Raw genomic sequence first — 15,702 nt, 5'->3', positions numbered from 1 at the left:
CCCTTAACGGTATATAAAATTAAAAGGATAGAGTTAAAGTCATGCTTATCGTAGTTTCTCCTGCTAAGACACTGGATTATGAGTCTCCGTTAGCAACGGAAAAGTTTACTCAACCTGAGTTAATTGAATATTCCAAACAGCTGATTGAAGTTTGCCGTAAACTGACGCCTGCTGATGTCTCATCATTGATGAAGGTGAGCGACAAAATCGCAGATTTGAACGTAGGTCGATTCCAGGAGTGGAGTGAAACTTTCACGACTGAAAACTCACGTCAGGCGATCCTAGCGTTCAAAGGTGATGTTTATACGGGTCTTGAAGCTGAAAGCTTGTCTGAAGCTGACTTTGATTACGCTCAAGATCATCTGCGTATGCTATCTGGCCTTTATGGTTTGTTGAAACCATTAGATTTGATGCAACCATATCGTCTGGAAATGGGTACTAAGCTTGCCAACGACAAAGGAGCTAACTTGTACCAGTTTTGGGGCAATGTCATCACTGACAAGCTCAACGAAGCGATTGTAGCCCAAGGCGATAATGTGCTGATTAACCTGGCATCAAACGAGTACTTTAAGGCGGTGAAACCAAAGAACCTTGATGCTCAAGTGATCACGCCAATCTTTAAAGATTGTAAAAATGGTCAATACAAAGTGATCAGCTTCTACGCTAAAAAAGCGCGTGGCATGATGGCGCGTTACATTATCGAAAATCGAATTGAGAGTGTCGCTGACCTGACTAAGTTTGATACGGCGGGATACTACTTCGTCGAAGAAGAGTCGACGCCAACAGAGCTGGTTTTCAAACGCGAAGAGCAGAACTAAGCTCAAACTCCGGATACAAAAAAGGGTTGGCATTGCCAACCCTTTCACTATTTGGGTATAAACTTACTTCTTCTTAGCGACTTTCTTTTTCGCTGTTTTCTTCTTGTCGTCTTTTTTCTTTTTCTTCTTAAACACCGGTTTTTTGTGTTTTGGACGCATCTCTTTGATGAAACGCTCTTTGATGTCTTCTTTAACGTAACGAGCGACGCGATCCATCATTGGCTGGTCGTGCGCCTCGACAATTGAGATAGCGTTACCTTTTTTACCAGCACGAGCAGTACGACCAATACGGTGCAGGTAAACATCTGCTGTACGTGGCAAGTCATAGTTGATCACGTGTGACACATCAGGAAGGTCGATACCACGAGCGGCAACGTCGGTTGCAAGCAGGACGTTAACTGTGCCATCACGGAAACGTGCAATCGCATTGTTACGACGATCTTGAGGCATTTCGCCCTGGATCCATGAACATGGAATCTGTGCGCTTTCAAGTTGGCCACGCAGTTCAGCCAGACGTTCGCGCGTCTTGAGGAAGACGATTGTACGTTCTGCTTGCTCTGTGATGATGTGCTTGAGTAGCTCGAGTTTATGCTCTGCATTGTCCGCACGGTGATACCATTGTGCGATCTTCTTACGCTCACGTAGTGGTGATTTTGCATCGATCTCTGCAGGCTCTTTGAGTAGATCAGCCGTGAAGCCTTCAACGCCTCTGCCTTCTAATGTTGCAGAGAATAGAAGAGTTTGCTTACGCCAGCGGCACTCGTTCGATAGACGATCGACTGTTGGCGCAAAGCCCATGTCTAGCATGCGGTCGGCTTCGTCAAGGATTAACCATTCAATCGCACGGCAATCGAAGCGTTCAGCGTCGATATATTCTCGCAGACGACCTGGTGTCGCAACAACGATGTCTTGCGTGGTAGCAAGAATATCGGCGTGCTCTTGGTACTGAACACCACCAGTGATGGTAAAAATATTGAGCTTAGTATTTTTCGCCAGTGCTCGGGCTTGGTCCGCTACCTGCATCGCCAACTCACGAGTTGGAGTTAGGATCAGAATACGCGCTGGTCCAGGTTTACGGCGCGGGAAATCTTGCAGGTATTGCAGTGCTGGCAGTACGAATGCCGCAGTTTTACCTGTACCAGTGGGTGCCGACGCCAGAATGTCACGACCATCCAGCGCTTGTGGGATTGCTTCTGCCTGGACTTTTGTTGGGCGATCGAAGCCCATATCTTCAATGGCATCAAGTAGGTTAGGGTCTAGATCAAGTTCAGCAAAAGTTCTGATCACAATGAGTTCTCCACAAGCAAGGCTTGGTTAATGGTCCGCCGCAACAGCTTAAAATACGAAAAGGTCGCACATTATAAAGTGATTGGTGATAAGGATCACATGTTATTTCACATCTTAAGATAAAACTCTCGGGTTAGCTGGACAAAATTGTCGCTGTATCCGTCTGATGAGTGAACGATCAAGTGTGATTCTTGAGTATCGCAAGGCTGCTTCGCCAACTCAAACAACAAGCGATGCACTGGCTTTTTCTCTGATGGCTGCACTCGGCAAAGGCGAGATAAATGCCAACCTTGTTGCAATGCTAATTTAATAAACTGCTCACCTTCGGTGATAGGCAGTACAAAGCTGGCTTTTCCATCTTCTTCTAACAGTTGGTAACACCGTTGAAGCAGGGCGTCATGGCGCAGAGAGTCGGTGTGTCTTGCCGTCGCTCGCTGACTCTGTTTGGATTGCTCTCCACTATTGAAATAGGGCGGGTTACAAATGATTCGCTGAAATAACTTAGCGGGCGTGAAGCTCAATACATCTGTGTGAAGCACACACAATCTCTCTTTCCAAGGCGATTGAGTGAAGTTGCTCGAAGCTGTAGTAATTGCCGTTGCTTCAATATCCAGTGCGGTTATCTGAGCCTGGCTAAAACGTTGGGCGCACATTAATGCCAGCAAGCCAGTACCTGTTCCAATATCGAGTATCTCAGCATCTTCAGGGCTTTCAATCCAGGCACCAAGCATCACGCCATCGGTACTGACAGGCATACCACTTTCGCCACCTTCGATGAAAAAACGCTTAAACTTGAAGCTCTTAGTTTTAAATTTCCCACCGTTCATAATTATTTCATATATGCTCTATATTTCAGTGCTTTCATCTGATGTTTATTAATTGTTTGGTTTGTTATTTTGTAGGTTAGTAAATTGTATCGTTATTTGATCGAGATAAATTTCTAGTTTTTTTCTTTGTACTGGTTAGATTAACTGGTTTTTTGTTCTAAACATAAATTAATATGGTGTTTTTCCCTCGCAGGTTGCCAAATGATGATTCTTTCGTCATTATGCGGCGCTATTTTTAGATTGAACCACGAGTACCTGTTAATAACAAAGACTCAATAAGTGGTCGATGCATACACAACATTCACACATTTTTAGACAAGGGGTATCTGTGAAACAGACGTTAAAACTAACAGATATTATCGCAATCGGCTTTATGCTGTTTGCGTTCTTTTTAGGTGCTGGCAACATCATCTTTCCACCGCTGGCTGGCCAATTGGCCGGTGAAAACCTCATGCCAGCTATGTTCGGTTTCTTGCTAACAGCGGTAGGTTTACCTCTTATTACTATCGTTGCTATTGCTGTGGCAGGCGGAACTTGGGATCATTTAACACAAGACCTGCCGAAAAAAGCGGCGGTTGTGATGGCGGCTCTGATTTTCATTATTATTGGTCCGGCATTTGCTGCTCCTCGTACAGGCCTGGTCGCTTATGAGATGGCCATTAAGCCATTTTTTATTGAAGCCTCTCAAACAAACCTGACCGCTTTCTCCGTGATCTTTTTTGTCGTTGCGATGCTATTTTCATGGTTCCAGGGACGCTTGATCGACCTGATAGGTAAAGTACTGACTCCTGTCTTGTTTGTTGGTCTGATTGTCCTGGCTCTCGCTGTGTTTATTGATCCTCAGGGTGAAATGATCGGTGCAACAGGTGAGTACTTAACTCAACCACTGACCAAAGGCTTTCTAGAAGGTTACAACACCATGGATACCTTCGCGTCACTGATGTTCGGTATGCTTATGGTAGATGCGCTTCGTGGTAAAGGCATTACAGAGCGCGCAGCAACAACGAAATACCTGATTTTTGCTGGCTGTATTGCAGCGGCAGGTCTGGCGTTCGTGTACATTTCACTGTTCTATTTAGGTGCTACCAGTGCATCGGTTGCTGCGGGCGCAGACAACGGTGGTTTGGTTCTGAGCCAATACGTTCAGGCACTGTTTGGTCCTTATGGTCAAATCGTTCTTTCTGTGATCGTCTTACTGGCATGTTTAACCACGGCTATCGGCCTTATCTCGGCGTGTTCTGATTTCTTCAGCTCTAAAACATCGCTGTCTTACAAGCACTGGGTACTGGTTAACGGTTCTGTGTGTGCGTTGGTTGCCAACGTGGGTCTTGCGCAGTTGATTTCTTTGTCTGTTCCTGTGTTGTTTGCACTGTATCCTGTCGCGATTGCATTGGTAGCGTTAACGTTTGTGCGTAGCAAACTGCCTAACACTCGCTTTGCTTACCGTGCAGTACTGCTTGTTTCTTTGTTGTTTGCGTTACTAGATGCAGCAAAAGTAGCAGGTATGGATGTTTCTGCGTTCAATATGCTGCCTCTGTTTGAAATCGGTATGGGTTGGGTTCTACCAACGCTTGCTGCGATCGTTTGTATGTTCTTTATTTCTAAACCTAAAAATGAAATGGTAGAAGAAATAGCGTAAGTTCGCTGAGCGACGAATAACAAAAAGCCCGATGAAGTCATTCATCGGGCTTTGTTTTTTCTGCGAAGCGGAACATCAAATAGCTGATTACAATGTATCGTGGAACTCGACCAGCACTTGCTCACACCATTTCTCAATGCGTTCGTCACTCAAGTCGTACTGAGAATCTTCATCTAATGCCAGGCCTACAAACTGGCTGCCATCTTCGGTCAGTGCTTTAGATGCCTCGAACTCATAGCCTTGATTAGGCCAGTAGCCGATAAATTGTGCGCCTGTTGCTTTCAGTTCATCATGGAGCAGACCCATGGCATCCAGGTACCATTCACCGTAGCCTTCCTGATCACCCAGGCCAAATAATGCCACCACTTTCCCTTTTAATGGCGTTGTTGCGATGTCTTGCCAAATGGCACTCCAGTCCTCTTGGATTTCACCAAAGTCCCAGGTGGAAATACCAATGAGCAATAAATCGTAGTCTGCCATCAAAGCTAGCGGTGTCTCTTTCACATTGTGAATGTCGACAAGATCTTCTCCAATGATGGAACGAATTTTCTCTGCTGCCATTTCGGTATAACAGGTCGTAGAGCCGTAAAAGAGTCCGATTTTCATTATATTCGTCGTATTTTATGTTGCTGTTGTGGAGGATTTTAACCTTAAACCGCCTGTGAATGCAGCGAATATCGTGGAGAATCTCTTACTAAGCTAATTTTTTATGGCATTCAAACTGGGGCTGCCTTACCCTCAGGGGTTATAGAAAAATAAAAAAGGAAGCGCGAATGACAGCACAACTGCCTGTCAATCAACAAGACTTTGCCTTTGTGGAGCAATTCTTAGACGCGATGTGGATGGAGCGTGGACTGTCTGAGAACACCTTAGCTTCATACCGAAATGATCTGATCAAACTGCTCACATGGATGGAGCAACAGCGTTACCGTCTTGATTTTATCAGCTTATCGGGGCTTCAAGAGTACCAGAGCTACTTAGTTGATTTGGATTACAAACAGACTTCCCGTGCCCGAATGCTATCGGCCATTCGTCGTCTGTTTCAGTATCTTCATCGTGAAAAAGTACGTGCTGATGATCCCAGCGCCTTGTTGGTCAGCCCTAAGCTCCCGCAGCGTTTGCCGAAAGATATCAGCGAAGAACAGGTTGATGCATTATTGGATGCGCCTGATCCGAATGACCCTGTGGAGTTGCGAGATAAAGCGATGCTAGAGTTACTTTACGCAACTGGACTTCGTGTGACTGAATTGGTGAGTCTGACGATGGAAAATGTCAGTTTGCGTCAGGGTGTGGTTCGCGTAACGGGTAAAGGCGGAAAAGAGCGCTTGGTACCGATGGGGGAAAACGCCGTGGACTGGATTGAAACCTTTATTCAGCAAGGTCGGCCAGCACTGCTGGGAGAGACCTCTTCGGATGTGGTTTTTCCAAGTAAGCGTGCCCGGCAAATGACTCGTCAAACGTTCTGGCATCGAATTAAATACTATGCTGTGATTGCGGAGATCGATACCGAACAGTTATCGCCGCATGTGCTTCGCCACGCGTTTGCAACACATTTACTGAACTATGGCGCAGATCTCAGGGTCGTACAGATGCTGTTAGGGCATAGTGACTTATCGACTACGCAAATTTATACTCACGTGGCGACTGAGCGATTGAAGCAGATCCACAGTCAACACCACCCAAGAGCATAATGATGGTTGTATCCATCCTGGTCTCATGGATGAAAGAACGTATTTTTAAGGTGATTTTAATGAGCGTATTACGCCGACTAACTCTGCTGACTTTACCCTTTTTTGTTACCGCTTGTGGGGCGGAAGAAAGTCAGGCTAAAACGGAAACTCCTGCACAACAAGTTGCCTCTACGGCACAACAAAACTTTGATGAAGCTGCACTAAAAGCAAAATTTTCAAAATTAGGATTATCCATAGTTGATATCCAGCCTTCAGACGTCACCGGTTTGTTAGAAATTCAAACCAATGGTGGGGTTTTGTTTGCTTCAAATGATGGCAATCATTTTATTGCAGGTACACTATACGCGATTGATGAAAATGGTGGTTATAAAGATGTGCTGGCTGAGCGTCAGGCACCACTCAATGCTGCGAAGATTGCAGAATTTTCTGACAGCATGATTGAGTTCAAGGCTGATAATGAGAAGTATGTGGTGACCGTATTTACCGATATTACCTGCGGATACTGTGTGCGTCTGCACAATCAAATGCAGGGTTACAATGACTTAGGCATTACCGTACGTTACATGGCGTACCCACGTCAAGGCGCGACAGGGCCAGTTGCTGATCAAATGGCAACAATATGGTGTGCAGAGGATCCGAAAGCTGCTATCCACAATGCGAAAGTAAATCGTACTTTCGACAACCCTGCGAAGGACTTGAATCAGTGTAAAGAAACGGTTCAGGCACACTACAATGTAGGTCGACAACTTGGTATTTCTGGTACACCTGCCATCTTCCTGCCAGGCGGTGAAATGGTGGGCGGCTATCTGCCTCCAGCCGATCTACTAAACCGTTTAAAGCAACAATAATCCTTTAGGAGCAGAGCCAGCAGTACCGCTGGCTCTTTTCAAGCATGATAGAAATTCAACGACGTCCGGAGCCGGATCTTTCCCTGCTGCCGGATTCCATCCCCCCAATTTTGAAGCGCATCTATATCAATCGTGGCATCACGGATATGGCACAGCTGGAAACCTCAGCGCGTGGTTTACACTCGTATCAAAAATTGGGTGGTATTGAGCAAGCAGTGGCACTGTTATTCCAGGCGATTCAGGAACAAAAGCGCATTATAATCGTCGGCGATTTTGACGCCGATGGCGCGACCAGTTCTGCGTTGTCTGTGCTGGCACTGCGCATGTTAGGTAGTGCCAATGTGGATTACTTAGTACCAAACCGTTTTGAAGACGGATACGGTTTGAGCCCGGAAGTGGTAGATCAAGCTCTGGAACTTGGCGCTGAGATGATCATGACCGTGGACAACGGGGTCTCGTCGATTGAAGGGGTTCGTTATGCGAAAGAAAATGGCATTACGGTACTGGTTACCGACCATCACTTGCCAGGACAAGTACTTCCAGATGTGGATGCCATGGTGAACCCAAACCTGGAAAGCTGCGCGTTTCCATCCAAAGCTTTAGCAGGGGTTGGGGTTGCGTTCTATCTGATGATGGCGTTGTGTGTGCACATGCGCAAACTGAACTGGTTTGCCGAGCAAGGAATACAAGAGCCAAAACTGATGGAACTGATTGATCTGGTTGCGTTAGGCACCGTTGCGGATGTCGTGCCGCTGGATGAAAATAACCGCATTCTGGTTCATCAAGGCTTACAGCGCATTCGTGCTGGTAAAGCGCGGCCGGGGATTCAGGCTCTGATTGAAGTCGCCAAGCGTGATGCCCGCCGTCTGGTGGCGTCTGACTTTGGCTTTGCTCTTGGTCCGCGGATTAACGCGGCAGGTCGTTTGGATGACATGTCTTTCGGGGTTGAGTTACTGATGTGTAATAACATCCATGCTGCACGCCGAATGGCCAATGAACTTGATGGTCTCAACCAAACCCGCAAAGAGATCGAGGAAGGGATGAAGCAGGAGGCGATGGCCTTTTGTGAACGCCTGCAGTTTGGTGAGAACAGTGAGCTACCCTACGGTTTGGCTCTGTTTCAACGCGACTGGCATCAGGGTGTGATTGGTATTCTTGCCTCGCGTATCAAAGAGAAGTTTCATCGCCCGGTGATCGCGTTTGCTGATGGCGGTGAAGGGACGATCAAAGGTTCTTGCCGTTCGATTCCCGGTCTGCACATGCGCGATGCACTCGATTTTATCGATACGCAAAACCCGGGCTTGATCATCAAGTTCGGTGGCCACGCGATGGCGGCCGGATTAACCATTAAAGAGCAGGACTTTGAGCGTTTTAGTCGTTTATTCGACGAAGTGGTGAAGCAAGAACTTGATGATGCCGCGCTAAAAGGTGTGATTCTGTCTGATGGCGAACTTAAGCCAGAAGAGTTCTCCATGCATGTTGCTGAGTTGCTGCGTGCTGGTGGCCCATTTGGTCAGGCGTTCCCTGAACCGGTTTTTGATGGTGAGTTTAAAGTATTACATCAAAAACTCGTGGGCGAAAAACACCTGAAACTGATGTTAGAGCCACTGCATAAAGGTCATCCAACCAACGTGATGATTGATGGTATTGCGTTCAATGTTGATTTGCGACGCTGGCCGGACGCCTCCGTCAAAACGGTGCGCTTAGCCTATAAGCTGGACGTGAACGAATTCCGAGGCAATCAATCTCTGCAACTGATGATTGATCACATTGAAGCGAAGTAGTACCTAAGCTTTTCTTTAATATCGAGTACGGTCTCCTGCATGTGCGAGGCCGTGCTTATCTTGTCGCAATCTGACCTTCCATTCGAAATTTTCCTGTATCTCCGTCACATTTTTCAGTAGAATTCCTCGGTTAAATTCTATTCTAAAATGTTGAGTAAACATGTTTGAAATCAATCCAATTAAAAACCGTCTACAGGACGTGTCTGAGCGCACAAATGTCCTGAGGGGGTATCTTTGACTATGACGCAAAGAAAGAGCGTCTAGAAGAAGTAAACGCAGAACTAGAACAACCAGATGTATGGAACGAACCTGAACGTGCACAAGCACTGGGTAAAGAGCGTGCATCACTCGAAGCGGTTGTTGAAACTATCGACCAATTAGAGCAAGGTGTAGAAGACGTTGAAGGTCTTCTGGAGCTTGCGGTTGAAGAAGAAGATCAAGAAACGTTTGACGAAATCGAACCAGAACTTGCTGAGCTAGAAGAGAAGCTAGAGCAGCTTGAGTTCCGTCGTATGTTCGCTGGCGACCACGACAGCTCTGATTGCTACATCGACTTGCAAGCAGGCTCGGGCGGTACAGAAGCTCAAGACTGGACCAACATGATGCTACGTATGTACTTACGCTGGGCTGAAGCAAAAGGCTTTAAAGCGGAAGTGATCGAAGTATCAGAAGGTGAAGTTGCGGGTCTGAAATCAGCAACGGTTCGTATCTCTGGTGAGTACGCATACGGTTGGTTACGCACAGAAACCGGCGTTCACCGTTTGGTTCGTAAATCGCCATTTGATTCAGGCGGCCGTCGTCATACGTCATTTGCTTCTGCGTTTGTTTACCCAGAGATTGATGACAACATTGATATCGACATTAACCCGTCCGATCTACGTATCGACGTTTACCGAGCGTCTGGTGCGGGTGGTCAGCACGTTAACACCACAGAGTCTGCGGTACGTATTACCCACGTTCCAACCAACACAGTGGTTCAGTGTCAGAATGACCGTTCTCAGCATAAGAACAAAGATCAAGCAATGAAGCAGCTTCGTGCAAAACTGTTTGAACTTGAACTTCAAAAACAGAATGCTGAGAAGCAAGCAAATGAAGATGCGAAATCTGACATCGGTTGGGGCAGCCAGATCCGTTCTTACGTTCTGGATGACTCACGTATCAAAGATTTACGTACTGGCGTTGAAAACCGTAACACGCAAGCGGTTCTTGACGGCGACCTAGACAAATTTATTGAAGCTAGCCTGAAATCAGGTCTTTAAGCTTTTCATCGACACTCAAATCGAAACAGGATACATCGAAAAATGACTGATGCTGTTCAAAACGACAACGCACAAGAAGAGAATAAGCTAATTGCAGAACGCCGCGCGAAACTGGACGAGATTCGTAAGAGCTGCAAAGCAAACGGCCACCCAAACGACTTCCGTCGTGACGCATTAGCGGGCGACCTTCAAAAAGAGTTCGGTGAGAAGACAAAGGAAGAGTTAGAAGAGCTTAACCACGTTGTTGCAATCGCTGGCCGTATTATGGCTAAGCGTGGTCCTTTCCTAGTTATCCAAGAGACTTCTGGCCGCATTCAGGCGTACGCAGCAAAAGACGTACAGAAAGAGCTTAAGGCAAAATACCAAGGTCTGGACATCGGTGACATCATCGGTGTGAAAGGTGCACTGCACAAGTCTGGTAAAGGCGACCTATACGTGAACATGGAAGAGTACGAACTGCTAACCAAAGCGCTACGTCCTCTACCAGAAAAATTCCACGGTCTGACTGACCAGGAAATGCGTTACCGCCAACGTTACGTAGACCTAATCGTGAACGAAGATTCACGTCAGGCGTTCATCATTCGCTCTAAGCTAGTGTCTGCGATTCGTAACTTTATGAGCTCAAAAGGCTACCTAGAAGTGGAAACGCCGATGATGCACGTGATCCCTGGTGGTGCGACGGCACGTCCATTTATCACTCACCACAACGCGCTGGACATCGATATGTTCCTGCGTGTTGCTCCAGAGCTGTACCTGAAGCGTCTGGTTGTGGGTGGCTTTGACCGCGTATTCGAGATCAACCGTAACTTCCGTAACGAAGGTCTTTCTCCTCGCCACAACCCAGAATTCACAATGATGGAATTCTACCAAGCTTACGCTGACTACAAAGATCTGATGGATCTGACTGAAGAGATGCTAAGCACGGTAGCGATGGAAGTTCTGGGTTCAACATCAATGCCATACGGTGAAGAGACGGTTGAATTCGGTGGTACTTACGCGCGCATGAGCATGTTTGAAGCGATCAAACACTACAACCCAGAACACGCAGAAATCCAGGCGCTAACAGAAGCGGATCTACAAGACCGTGAGAAGATGGTTGCGATTGCGAAATCAGTACACGTTGAAGTGGAAACGTTCTGGACATGTGGTCAGCTTCTTGAAGAAATCTTTGGTGAAACGGCTGAGCCTCAACTGATTCAACCAACATTCATCACTGGCTACCCAGCGGATATCTCGCCACTGGCACGTCGTAGCGATAACAACCCATTCTTCACTGACCGTTTCGAGTTCTTTATCGGTGGTCGTGAAGTGGCGAACGGTTTCTCAGAGCTTAACGATGCTGAAGACCAAGACGCACGCTTTAAAGCACAAGTTGACGCGAAAGACGCGGGCGATGACGAAGCGATGTTCTACGATGCAGACTACATCACTGCACTTGAGCACGGCCTTCCGCCAACAGCAGGTCAGGGTATCGGTATCGACCGTCTGGCGATGCTATTTACCAACACGCACACGATTCGTGACGTGATTCTGTTCCCTGCGATGCGTCCACAAGCCTAATCGTGTAGAGAACGTAATAAACCACCTTCGGGTGGTTTTTTTTTGCCATCTATTTAAAAATTCAAGCAATTGCACTATATCCCTTATAGGATATGCATATAAGTATTCGCCAAAATTCAATCTATTGCATAGTCTTAATATTGAGACAGACTTGAACGATCGGAGTCTCGATAATGGTACCCGTTCGCAAAGATGGGCTTTTCGCCAATATGTTATCAACAATAAATAGTAAGGGTTAGAGAATGGCTGGGCAGTTTAAGATGGATTCCATTCCGGGGTCGCTTGTCGTCGTAGGTGGCACGTATGAGCCTTGGTTGTCAGTGTTGGAGCAAGTTGGCTGGAAGTGTCACCAGGTGGGTGATTTACGTAAAGCCAATGCGTTGCTGGAAGATATTGGACCATGTATTGGTATCGTCGACCTCAGCCATGATGAATTCAGCTTAAACGGTTTGGCTAACTTGGTAAGTTCTCATAAACATGTGCGCTGGCTAGCGTTCATCAGAGAATCGCAGTTGGGGGCAGATACTATCTGCCAGTTTATCGTCAATTTTTGTATCGACTTTTTCACTGCCCCAATTCCTGATGCGCAACTATTAAGCACCATCGGCCACCAACTGGGTATGCTTAAATTAGAAAAGAAAGTGTGGCCAAGCTTCGGTAACTGTCTGGATATAGGCTTGATAGGTGAATCTATTCCAATGAAACGTCTGCGTGATCAGGTGAAACGTATCGGTCCAACCGACGTCAGTATTCTTATTTCTGGAGAAAGCGGTACGGGAAAAGAAGCGGTTGCCCGAGCGATTCACAAGGTATCTTCCCGCTCTCACAAGCCGTTTATGTCGATTAATTGCCGAGCTTTGAATGAGCAGAGGTTCCAGGCTGAAGTGTTTGGCGTTGCAGCGAACCGCGAGACGGGTCCAAGCTTATTGGAACAGGCTGATGGCGGTACTGTGCTCTTTAATGACGTTCTTACCATCTCGAAACAGCAACAAATGAACTTGTTGAGATTTTTACAGGAAGGCACAGTAGAAACCCCTGATGGAGTGAAAAGTGTCAACGTTCGTATTCTTGCGGCGAACTCTTCTGATGTAGAAAAAGCACTGATCAACGGCGACTTCAACGAAGAGCTTTATCATTACATCAACGTGTTACGAATTAGCGTTCCTAGCCTGAAAGAGCGTGCCAGTGACATTGCGCTACTGGCACGCTATTACTTGCAAGAGTTTTCAAAGGAGTACAACTCACAAGCAAAAAGCTTCTCGGAAGATGCATTAAAAGCACTGATGCGTTACTTCTGGCCGGGCAATGTACGCGAGCTGATGAATCAGGTGAAACGTGCAGTATTAATGTCAGACAGTGTTGTGATTGACGCGCATCATTTAGATTTGCCTCAACGAAATGACTCCAAGCGTAGCTTGAAATCGATTCGTGAGAGAAGCGAACGCGATGCATTGCTTGTCGTCTTGGAATCGCATTCAGGTCAAGTTTCTAATGCCGCTAAGGAGTTAGGTGTTTCGCGCGCAACCATGTACCGTCTTCTCAACAAACATAATTTAATTTCGGACCAACCTATTTAGGCCATGTATCTTCATTGATTCTCATTAGATTGAAATAACAACAGCGGCCAATGGTCGCTTTTGTTATTTTTGTATTTACGATTTATAAAATTCGAAGATTTATATATTCCTCAGATGAATATGTTATTCAAAAAAACATATGCAACTTAACTTTAGGTGATTGATTTGTTTTTTATCGAGAAGGTAAAAATTGTTTGATAAATAAACGCCATCGCTTACAATTTAACCGTAACTCAAAGAGTTATACCATTTCACAAACGGATTAATTTTTAGCTAGGAGGCGCAAGATGAAACATTACGTTGATAACACCATGACTTGCGCTGATCGTATTTCTATCGTACCGACACCTCTAAAATCGGCAGATATTAATACCATTGACTCACGAGATAAAAATTAACCCGTAACCTATCTTATTTTTACTAGGCTGCGGAAAAATGGCGGCTTAGTACCACAGATCAATCTGTTTTCTGCGCACTATTTTTCCCAGTCGACTTTTATCGATAATTGGAGAAATTATTATGCGTCACTCTATCTACTTGAAACTTGCTACTCTACTTTTAAAAGCAGACCTAAGACGTGAAGAAAAAGAATGGCAGAGGAAAGTACGCCGTTCTGCTCATGATATTCCGTGGACTAATGTGCATCTGTTGAAAGATATTGGTCTGGATCCGGAAGGTCGTTCTACCCGAGCAACTGTTCCAGATACTGTGAAAGTAGAACGTCGAGTTCGTCATCTTCGTCGTGTTTTAACTGCGCGAATACCGACGTAATTGATAGCGTGTTGGGCTTCGTTTGTTTGCTATACATACGCTAGACCAGCTCAGCACGCTATAAATCCAGAGTTCAACGGAGTTACTTTAAATAGTGCTTCACAGGCTGACCTTGAAGGTCAGCCTGTTTCATTTTATGGGCAAGGGTTGGAGTAGGTTGTGCCAATCGCCTGAATTTCCGTTAACAGTTCTTCGCTGAGCTGAAGATCAATACTATCAATATTGGCTTTTAACTGGTCGAGGTTAGTCGCACCAATAATATTGGAAGCAACAAACGGACGCTGATTCACAAATGCCAGTGCCATTTGTGCTGGATCTAAACCATGTTCTCTCGCCAGGTTGACATAGGCTTCGGTTGCTTTAACGCCTTGCGGTGTGAAGTAACGCGCAAAGCGCTCCCATTTCGTGCAGCGAGCGCCCTCTGGTTTCGCTCCATTAAGGTATTTACCCGTTAAGCAACCAAATGCCAGTGGAGAATAAGCTAATAGCTGTACGCCTTCGTAGTGGCTAATCTCTGATAACCCCACTTCAAAGCTGCGGTTGAGTAAGTTATAAGGGTTTTGTATAGAAACGATACGCGGTAAGTCATGCTTTTCTGCTAAGCGCAGCAGTGACATTACGCCCCAAGGTGTTTCATTTGATACGCCGATATAACGAACTTTACCTGCATTAACCAATTCGGTTAGCGCTTCCAGAGTCTCGATTAACGTCACTTCTTCTTGCTTGTCTGGGTAAGGGTAATTGAGTTGACCAAAGCAGTTGGTTTGACGTTGTGGCCAGTGCAATTGGTATAGATCAACGTAATCCGTTTGTAGTCGCTCCAGGCTTGTATCAATGGCATCGTGAATATTGCGACGATTCAGGCTCATATTTTCACGGATATAAGGTAGAGTACGTGGCCCCGCCACTTTCGTGGCCAGAACCACTTTTTCTCGTTTGCCTGATTTTGCTAGCCAATTTCCAATGTATTGTTCGGTCAGTCCTTGTGTCGACGCTTGTGGTGGCACCGGATACATCTCAGCGGTATCGATGAAGTTCACCCCATGATCCAGGGCAAAGTCGAGCTGCTCAAACGCTTCTTTTTCTGTATTTTGTTCTCCGAACGTCATCGTTCCGAGACAAATCTTACTGATCTCGAGAGATGAGTGCGGTAGTTTTGTGTATTGCATTTCACTTCCTTGAGAGTTACCGACTTAATAAGTTCTTCCAATATAGGGGATTTTTAGTCCCTCTCGCAAATGATTTACGTTTAGCGGCATAGATGACTCGAAAGCTCTTCATACCGTAACTACACTTAGAACAAGTGGTAAAGGAGGTGAATCATGCAGAAGCATCAATTGGACATGTGGCTACATGGTGATCATAAAGACAGCTATAAAATGCCAAAGGTCTTTGTGATAGGTTGTTCTGATGTCTCTGACTATTTGCTAGCAGTGGAATATAAACACCAACTTGAGCCGATTAGAGACGGTGAAGATCCTATTCATTTCGGATCATTAGAATTGGTGAAAGAAGAACTGCTCAGGTTAGGGTTCGACAAAGCATATTTGAGGCTACACAATGCCTACGACGAATGCGGTAGCAATGGCGTGGCCTCATATTGTGATATTGAATTGTCGCTCATCACACACTAAGCCGTTT

General features: G+C 45.9%; 14 protein-coding genes. 10 read left to right on the top strand and 4 right to left on the bottom strand.

Annotated features, from left to right (window positions below; genetic code table 11):
- Nucleotides 1-41 precede the first annotated feature (41 nt).
- Nucleotides 42-818, top strand: coding sequence for a peroxide stress protein YaaA (gene yaaA, locus OO774_RS13305; protein WP_264903113.1), 777 nt, complete (start codon nucleotides 42-44; stop codon nucleotides 816-818).
- 63 nt (nucleotides 819-881) lie between these two features.
- On the opposite strand, the gene srmB is transcribed toward yaaA, so the two are convergent.
- Both srmB and OO774_RS13295 read right to left on the bottom strand, forming a co-directional pair.
- Nucleotides 882-2,105: an ATP-dependent RNA helicase SrmB gene (gene srmB, locus OO774_RS13300; protein WP_264903112.1), complete on the bottom strand. Its 1,224-nt coding sequence runs from the start codon at nucleotides 2,103-2,105 to the stop codon at nucleotides 882-884.
- A 107-nt stretch (nucleotides 2,106-2,212) separates the two neighbouring features.
- A complete protein-coding gene (locus OO774_RS13295; RefSeq protein WP_264903111.1) occupies nucleotides 2,213-2,932 on the bottom strand; it encodes a methyltransferase in 720 nt (239 codons plus the stop codon).
- A gap of 328 nt (nucleotides 2,933-3,260) precedes the next feature.
- Between OO774_RS13295 and brnQ the strand changes: the two genes are divergently transcribed.
- A complete protein-coding gene (brnQ, locus tag OO774_RS13290) occupies nucleotides 3,261-4,571 on the top strand; it encodes a branched-chain amino acid transport system II carrier protein (protein WP_264903110.1) in 1,311 nt (436 codons plus the stop codon).
- Between the two features lie 87 nt (nucleotides 4,572-4,658).
- Here brnQ and fldB read toward each other — a convergent pair whose 3' ends face one another.
- Nucleotides 4,659-5,177: a flavodoxin FldB gene (gene fldB, locus OO774_RS13285; RefSeq protein ID WP_264903109.1), complete on the bottom strand. Its 519-nt coding sequence runs from the start codon at nucleotides 5,175-5,177 to the stop codon at nucleotides 4,659-4,661.
- Between the two features lie 167 nt (nucleotides 5,178-5,344).
- On the opposite strand from fldB, the gene xerD reads away from it, so the two are divergent.
- The 7 genes from xerD (at nucleotide 5,345) to OO774_RS13250 (ending at nucleotide 14,061) form a co-directional block, all read left to right on the top strand.
- On the top strand, nucleotides 5,345-6,262 hold the full coding sequence (gene xerD / locus OO774_RS13280) for a site-specific tyrosine recombinase XerD (RefSeq protein ID WP_264903108.1): 918 nt from the start codon (nucleotides 5,345-5,347) through the stop codon (nucleotides 6,260-6,262).
- A gap of 59 nt (nucleotides 6,263-6,321) precedes the next feature.
- The gene (dsbC, locus tag OO774_RS13275; RefSeq protein ID WP_264903107.1) at nucleotides 6,322-7,110 is read left to right on the top strand and encodes a bifunctional protein-disulfide isomerase/oxidoreductase DsbC; all 789 of its coding nucleotides are present in this window, start codon (nucleotides 6,322-6,324) and stop codon (nucleotides 7,108-7,110) included.
- A gap of 44 nt (nucleotides 7,111-7,154) precedes the next feature.
- A complete protein-coding gene (gene recJ / locus OO774_RS13270; protein ID WP_264903106.1) occupies nucleotides 7,155-8,894 on the top strand; it encodes a single-stranded-DNA-specific exonuclease RecJ in 1,740 nt (579 codons plus the stop codon).
- A 160-nt stretch (nucleotides 8,895-9,054) separates the two neighbouring features.
- Nucleotides 9,055-10,153, top strand: a protein-coding gene (prfB, locus tag OO774_RS13265) for a peptide chain release factor 2 (RefSeq protein ID WP_118117739.1) whose coding sequence is annotated in 2 segments (ribosomal slippage) — nucleotides 9,055-9,129 and nucleotides 9,131-10,153 — 1,098 coding nt in all. Because the reading frame shifts where the segments join, the coding sequence is not laid out codon by codon here.
- A gap of 42 nt (nucleotides 10,154-10,195) precedes the next feature.
- The gene (gene lysS / locus OO774_RS13260) at nucleotides 10,196-11,713 is read left to right on the top strand and encodes a lysine--tRNA ligase (RefSeq protein WP_264903105.1); all 1,518 of its coding nucleotides are present in this window, start codon (nucleotides 10,196-10,198) and stop codon (nucleotides 11,711-11,713) included.
- A 242-nt stretch (nucleotides 11,714-11,955) separates the two neighbouring features.
- Nucleotides 11,956-13,290, top strand: a complete 1,335-nt coding sequence (gene vpsR, locus OO774_RS13255; protein WP_264903104.1) for a cyclic-di-GMP-binding transcriptional regulator VpsR — start codon at nucleotides 11,956-11,958, stop codon at nucleotides 13,288-13,290.
- A 519-nt stretch (nucleotides 13,291-13,809) separates the two neighbouring features.
- A complete protein-coding gene (locus OO774_RS13250; RefSeq protein WP_264903103.1) occupies nucleotides 13,810-14,061 on the top strand; it encodes a DUF1127 domain-containing protein in 252 nt (83 codons plus the stop codon).
- A gap of 134 nt (nucleotides 14,062-14,195) precedes the next feature.
- On the opposite strand, the gene OO774_RS13245 is transcribed toward OO774_RS13250, so the two are convergent.
- Nucleotides 14,196-15,230: an NADP(H)-dependent aldo-keto reductase gene (locus OO774_RS13245; protein WP_264903102.1), complete on the bottom strand. Its 1,035-nt coding sequence runs from the start codon at nucleotides 15,228-15,230 to the stop codon at nucleotides 14,196-14,198.
- A gap of 153 nt (nucleotides 15,231-15,383) precedes the next feature.
- On the opposite strand from OO774_RS13245, the gene OO774_RS13240 reads away from it, so the two are divergent.
- Entirely contained in the window at nucleotides 15,384-15,695 is a 312-nt protein-coding gene (locus tag OO774_RS13240) for a DUF6482 family protein (protein ID WP_264903101.1), read from the top strand.
- Nucleotides 15,696-15,702 lie beyond the last annotated feature (7 nt).

The organism is Vibrio sp. STUT-A11, assembly GCF_026000435.1.
Lineage (GTDB): Bacteria > Pseudomonadota > Gammaproteobacteria > Enterobacterales > Vibrionaceae > Vibrio.
This window is presented reverse-complemented; position numbering and strand designations above follow the sequence as displayed.

Bases quoted from the DNA above. Each gene is read 5' to 3' on its own strand.
- yaaA (WP_264903113.1), top strand. From the start codon at position 42: ATGCTTATCGTAGTTTCTCCTGCTAAGACACTGGATTATGAGTCTCCG.
- OO774_RS13295 (WP_264903111.1), bottom strand. From the start codon at position 2,932: ATGAACGGTGGGAAATTTAAAACTAAGAGCTTCAAGTTTAAGCGTTTT.
- fldB (WP_264903109.1), bottom strand. From the start codon at position 5,177: ATGAAAATCGGACTCTTTTACGGCTCTACGACCTGTTATACCGAAATG.
- xerD (WP_264903108.1), top strand. From the start codon at position 5,345: ATGACAGCACAACTGCCTGTCAATCAACAAGACTTTGCCTTTGTGGAG.
- dsbC (WP_264903107.1), top strand. From the start codon at position 6,322: ATGAGCGTATTACGCCGACTAACTCTGCTGACTTTACCCTTTTTTGTT.
- recJ (WP_264903106.1), top strand. From the start codon at position 7,155: ATGATAGAAATTCAACGACGTCCGGAGCCGGATCTTTCCCTGCTGCCG.
- lysS (WP_264903105.1), top strand. From the start codon at position 10,196: ATGACTGATGCTGTTCAAAACGACAACGCACAAGAAGAGAATAAGCTA.
- vpsR (WP_264903104.1), top strand. From the start codon at position 11,956: ATGGCTGGGCAGTTTAAGATGGATTCCATTCCGGGGTCGCTTGTCGTC.
- OO774_RS13250 (WP_264903103.1), top strand. From the start codon at position 13,810: ATGCGTCACTCTATCTACTTGAAACTTGCTACTCTACTTTTAAAAGCA.
- OO774_RS13245 (WP_264903102.1), bottom strand. From the start codon at position 15,230: ATGCAATACACAAAACTACCGCACTCATCTCTCGAGATCAGTAAGATT.
- OO774_RS13240 (WP_264903101.1), top strand. From the start codon at position 15,384: ATGCAGAAGCATCAATTGGACATGTGGCTACATGGTGATCATAAAGAC.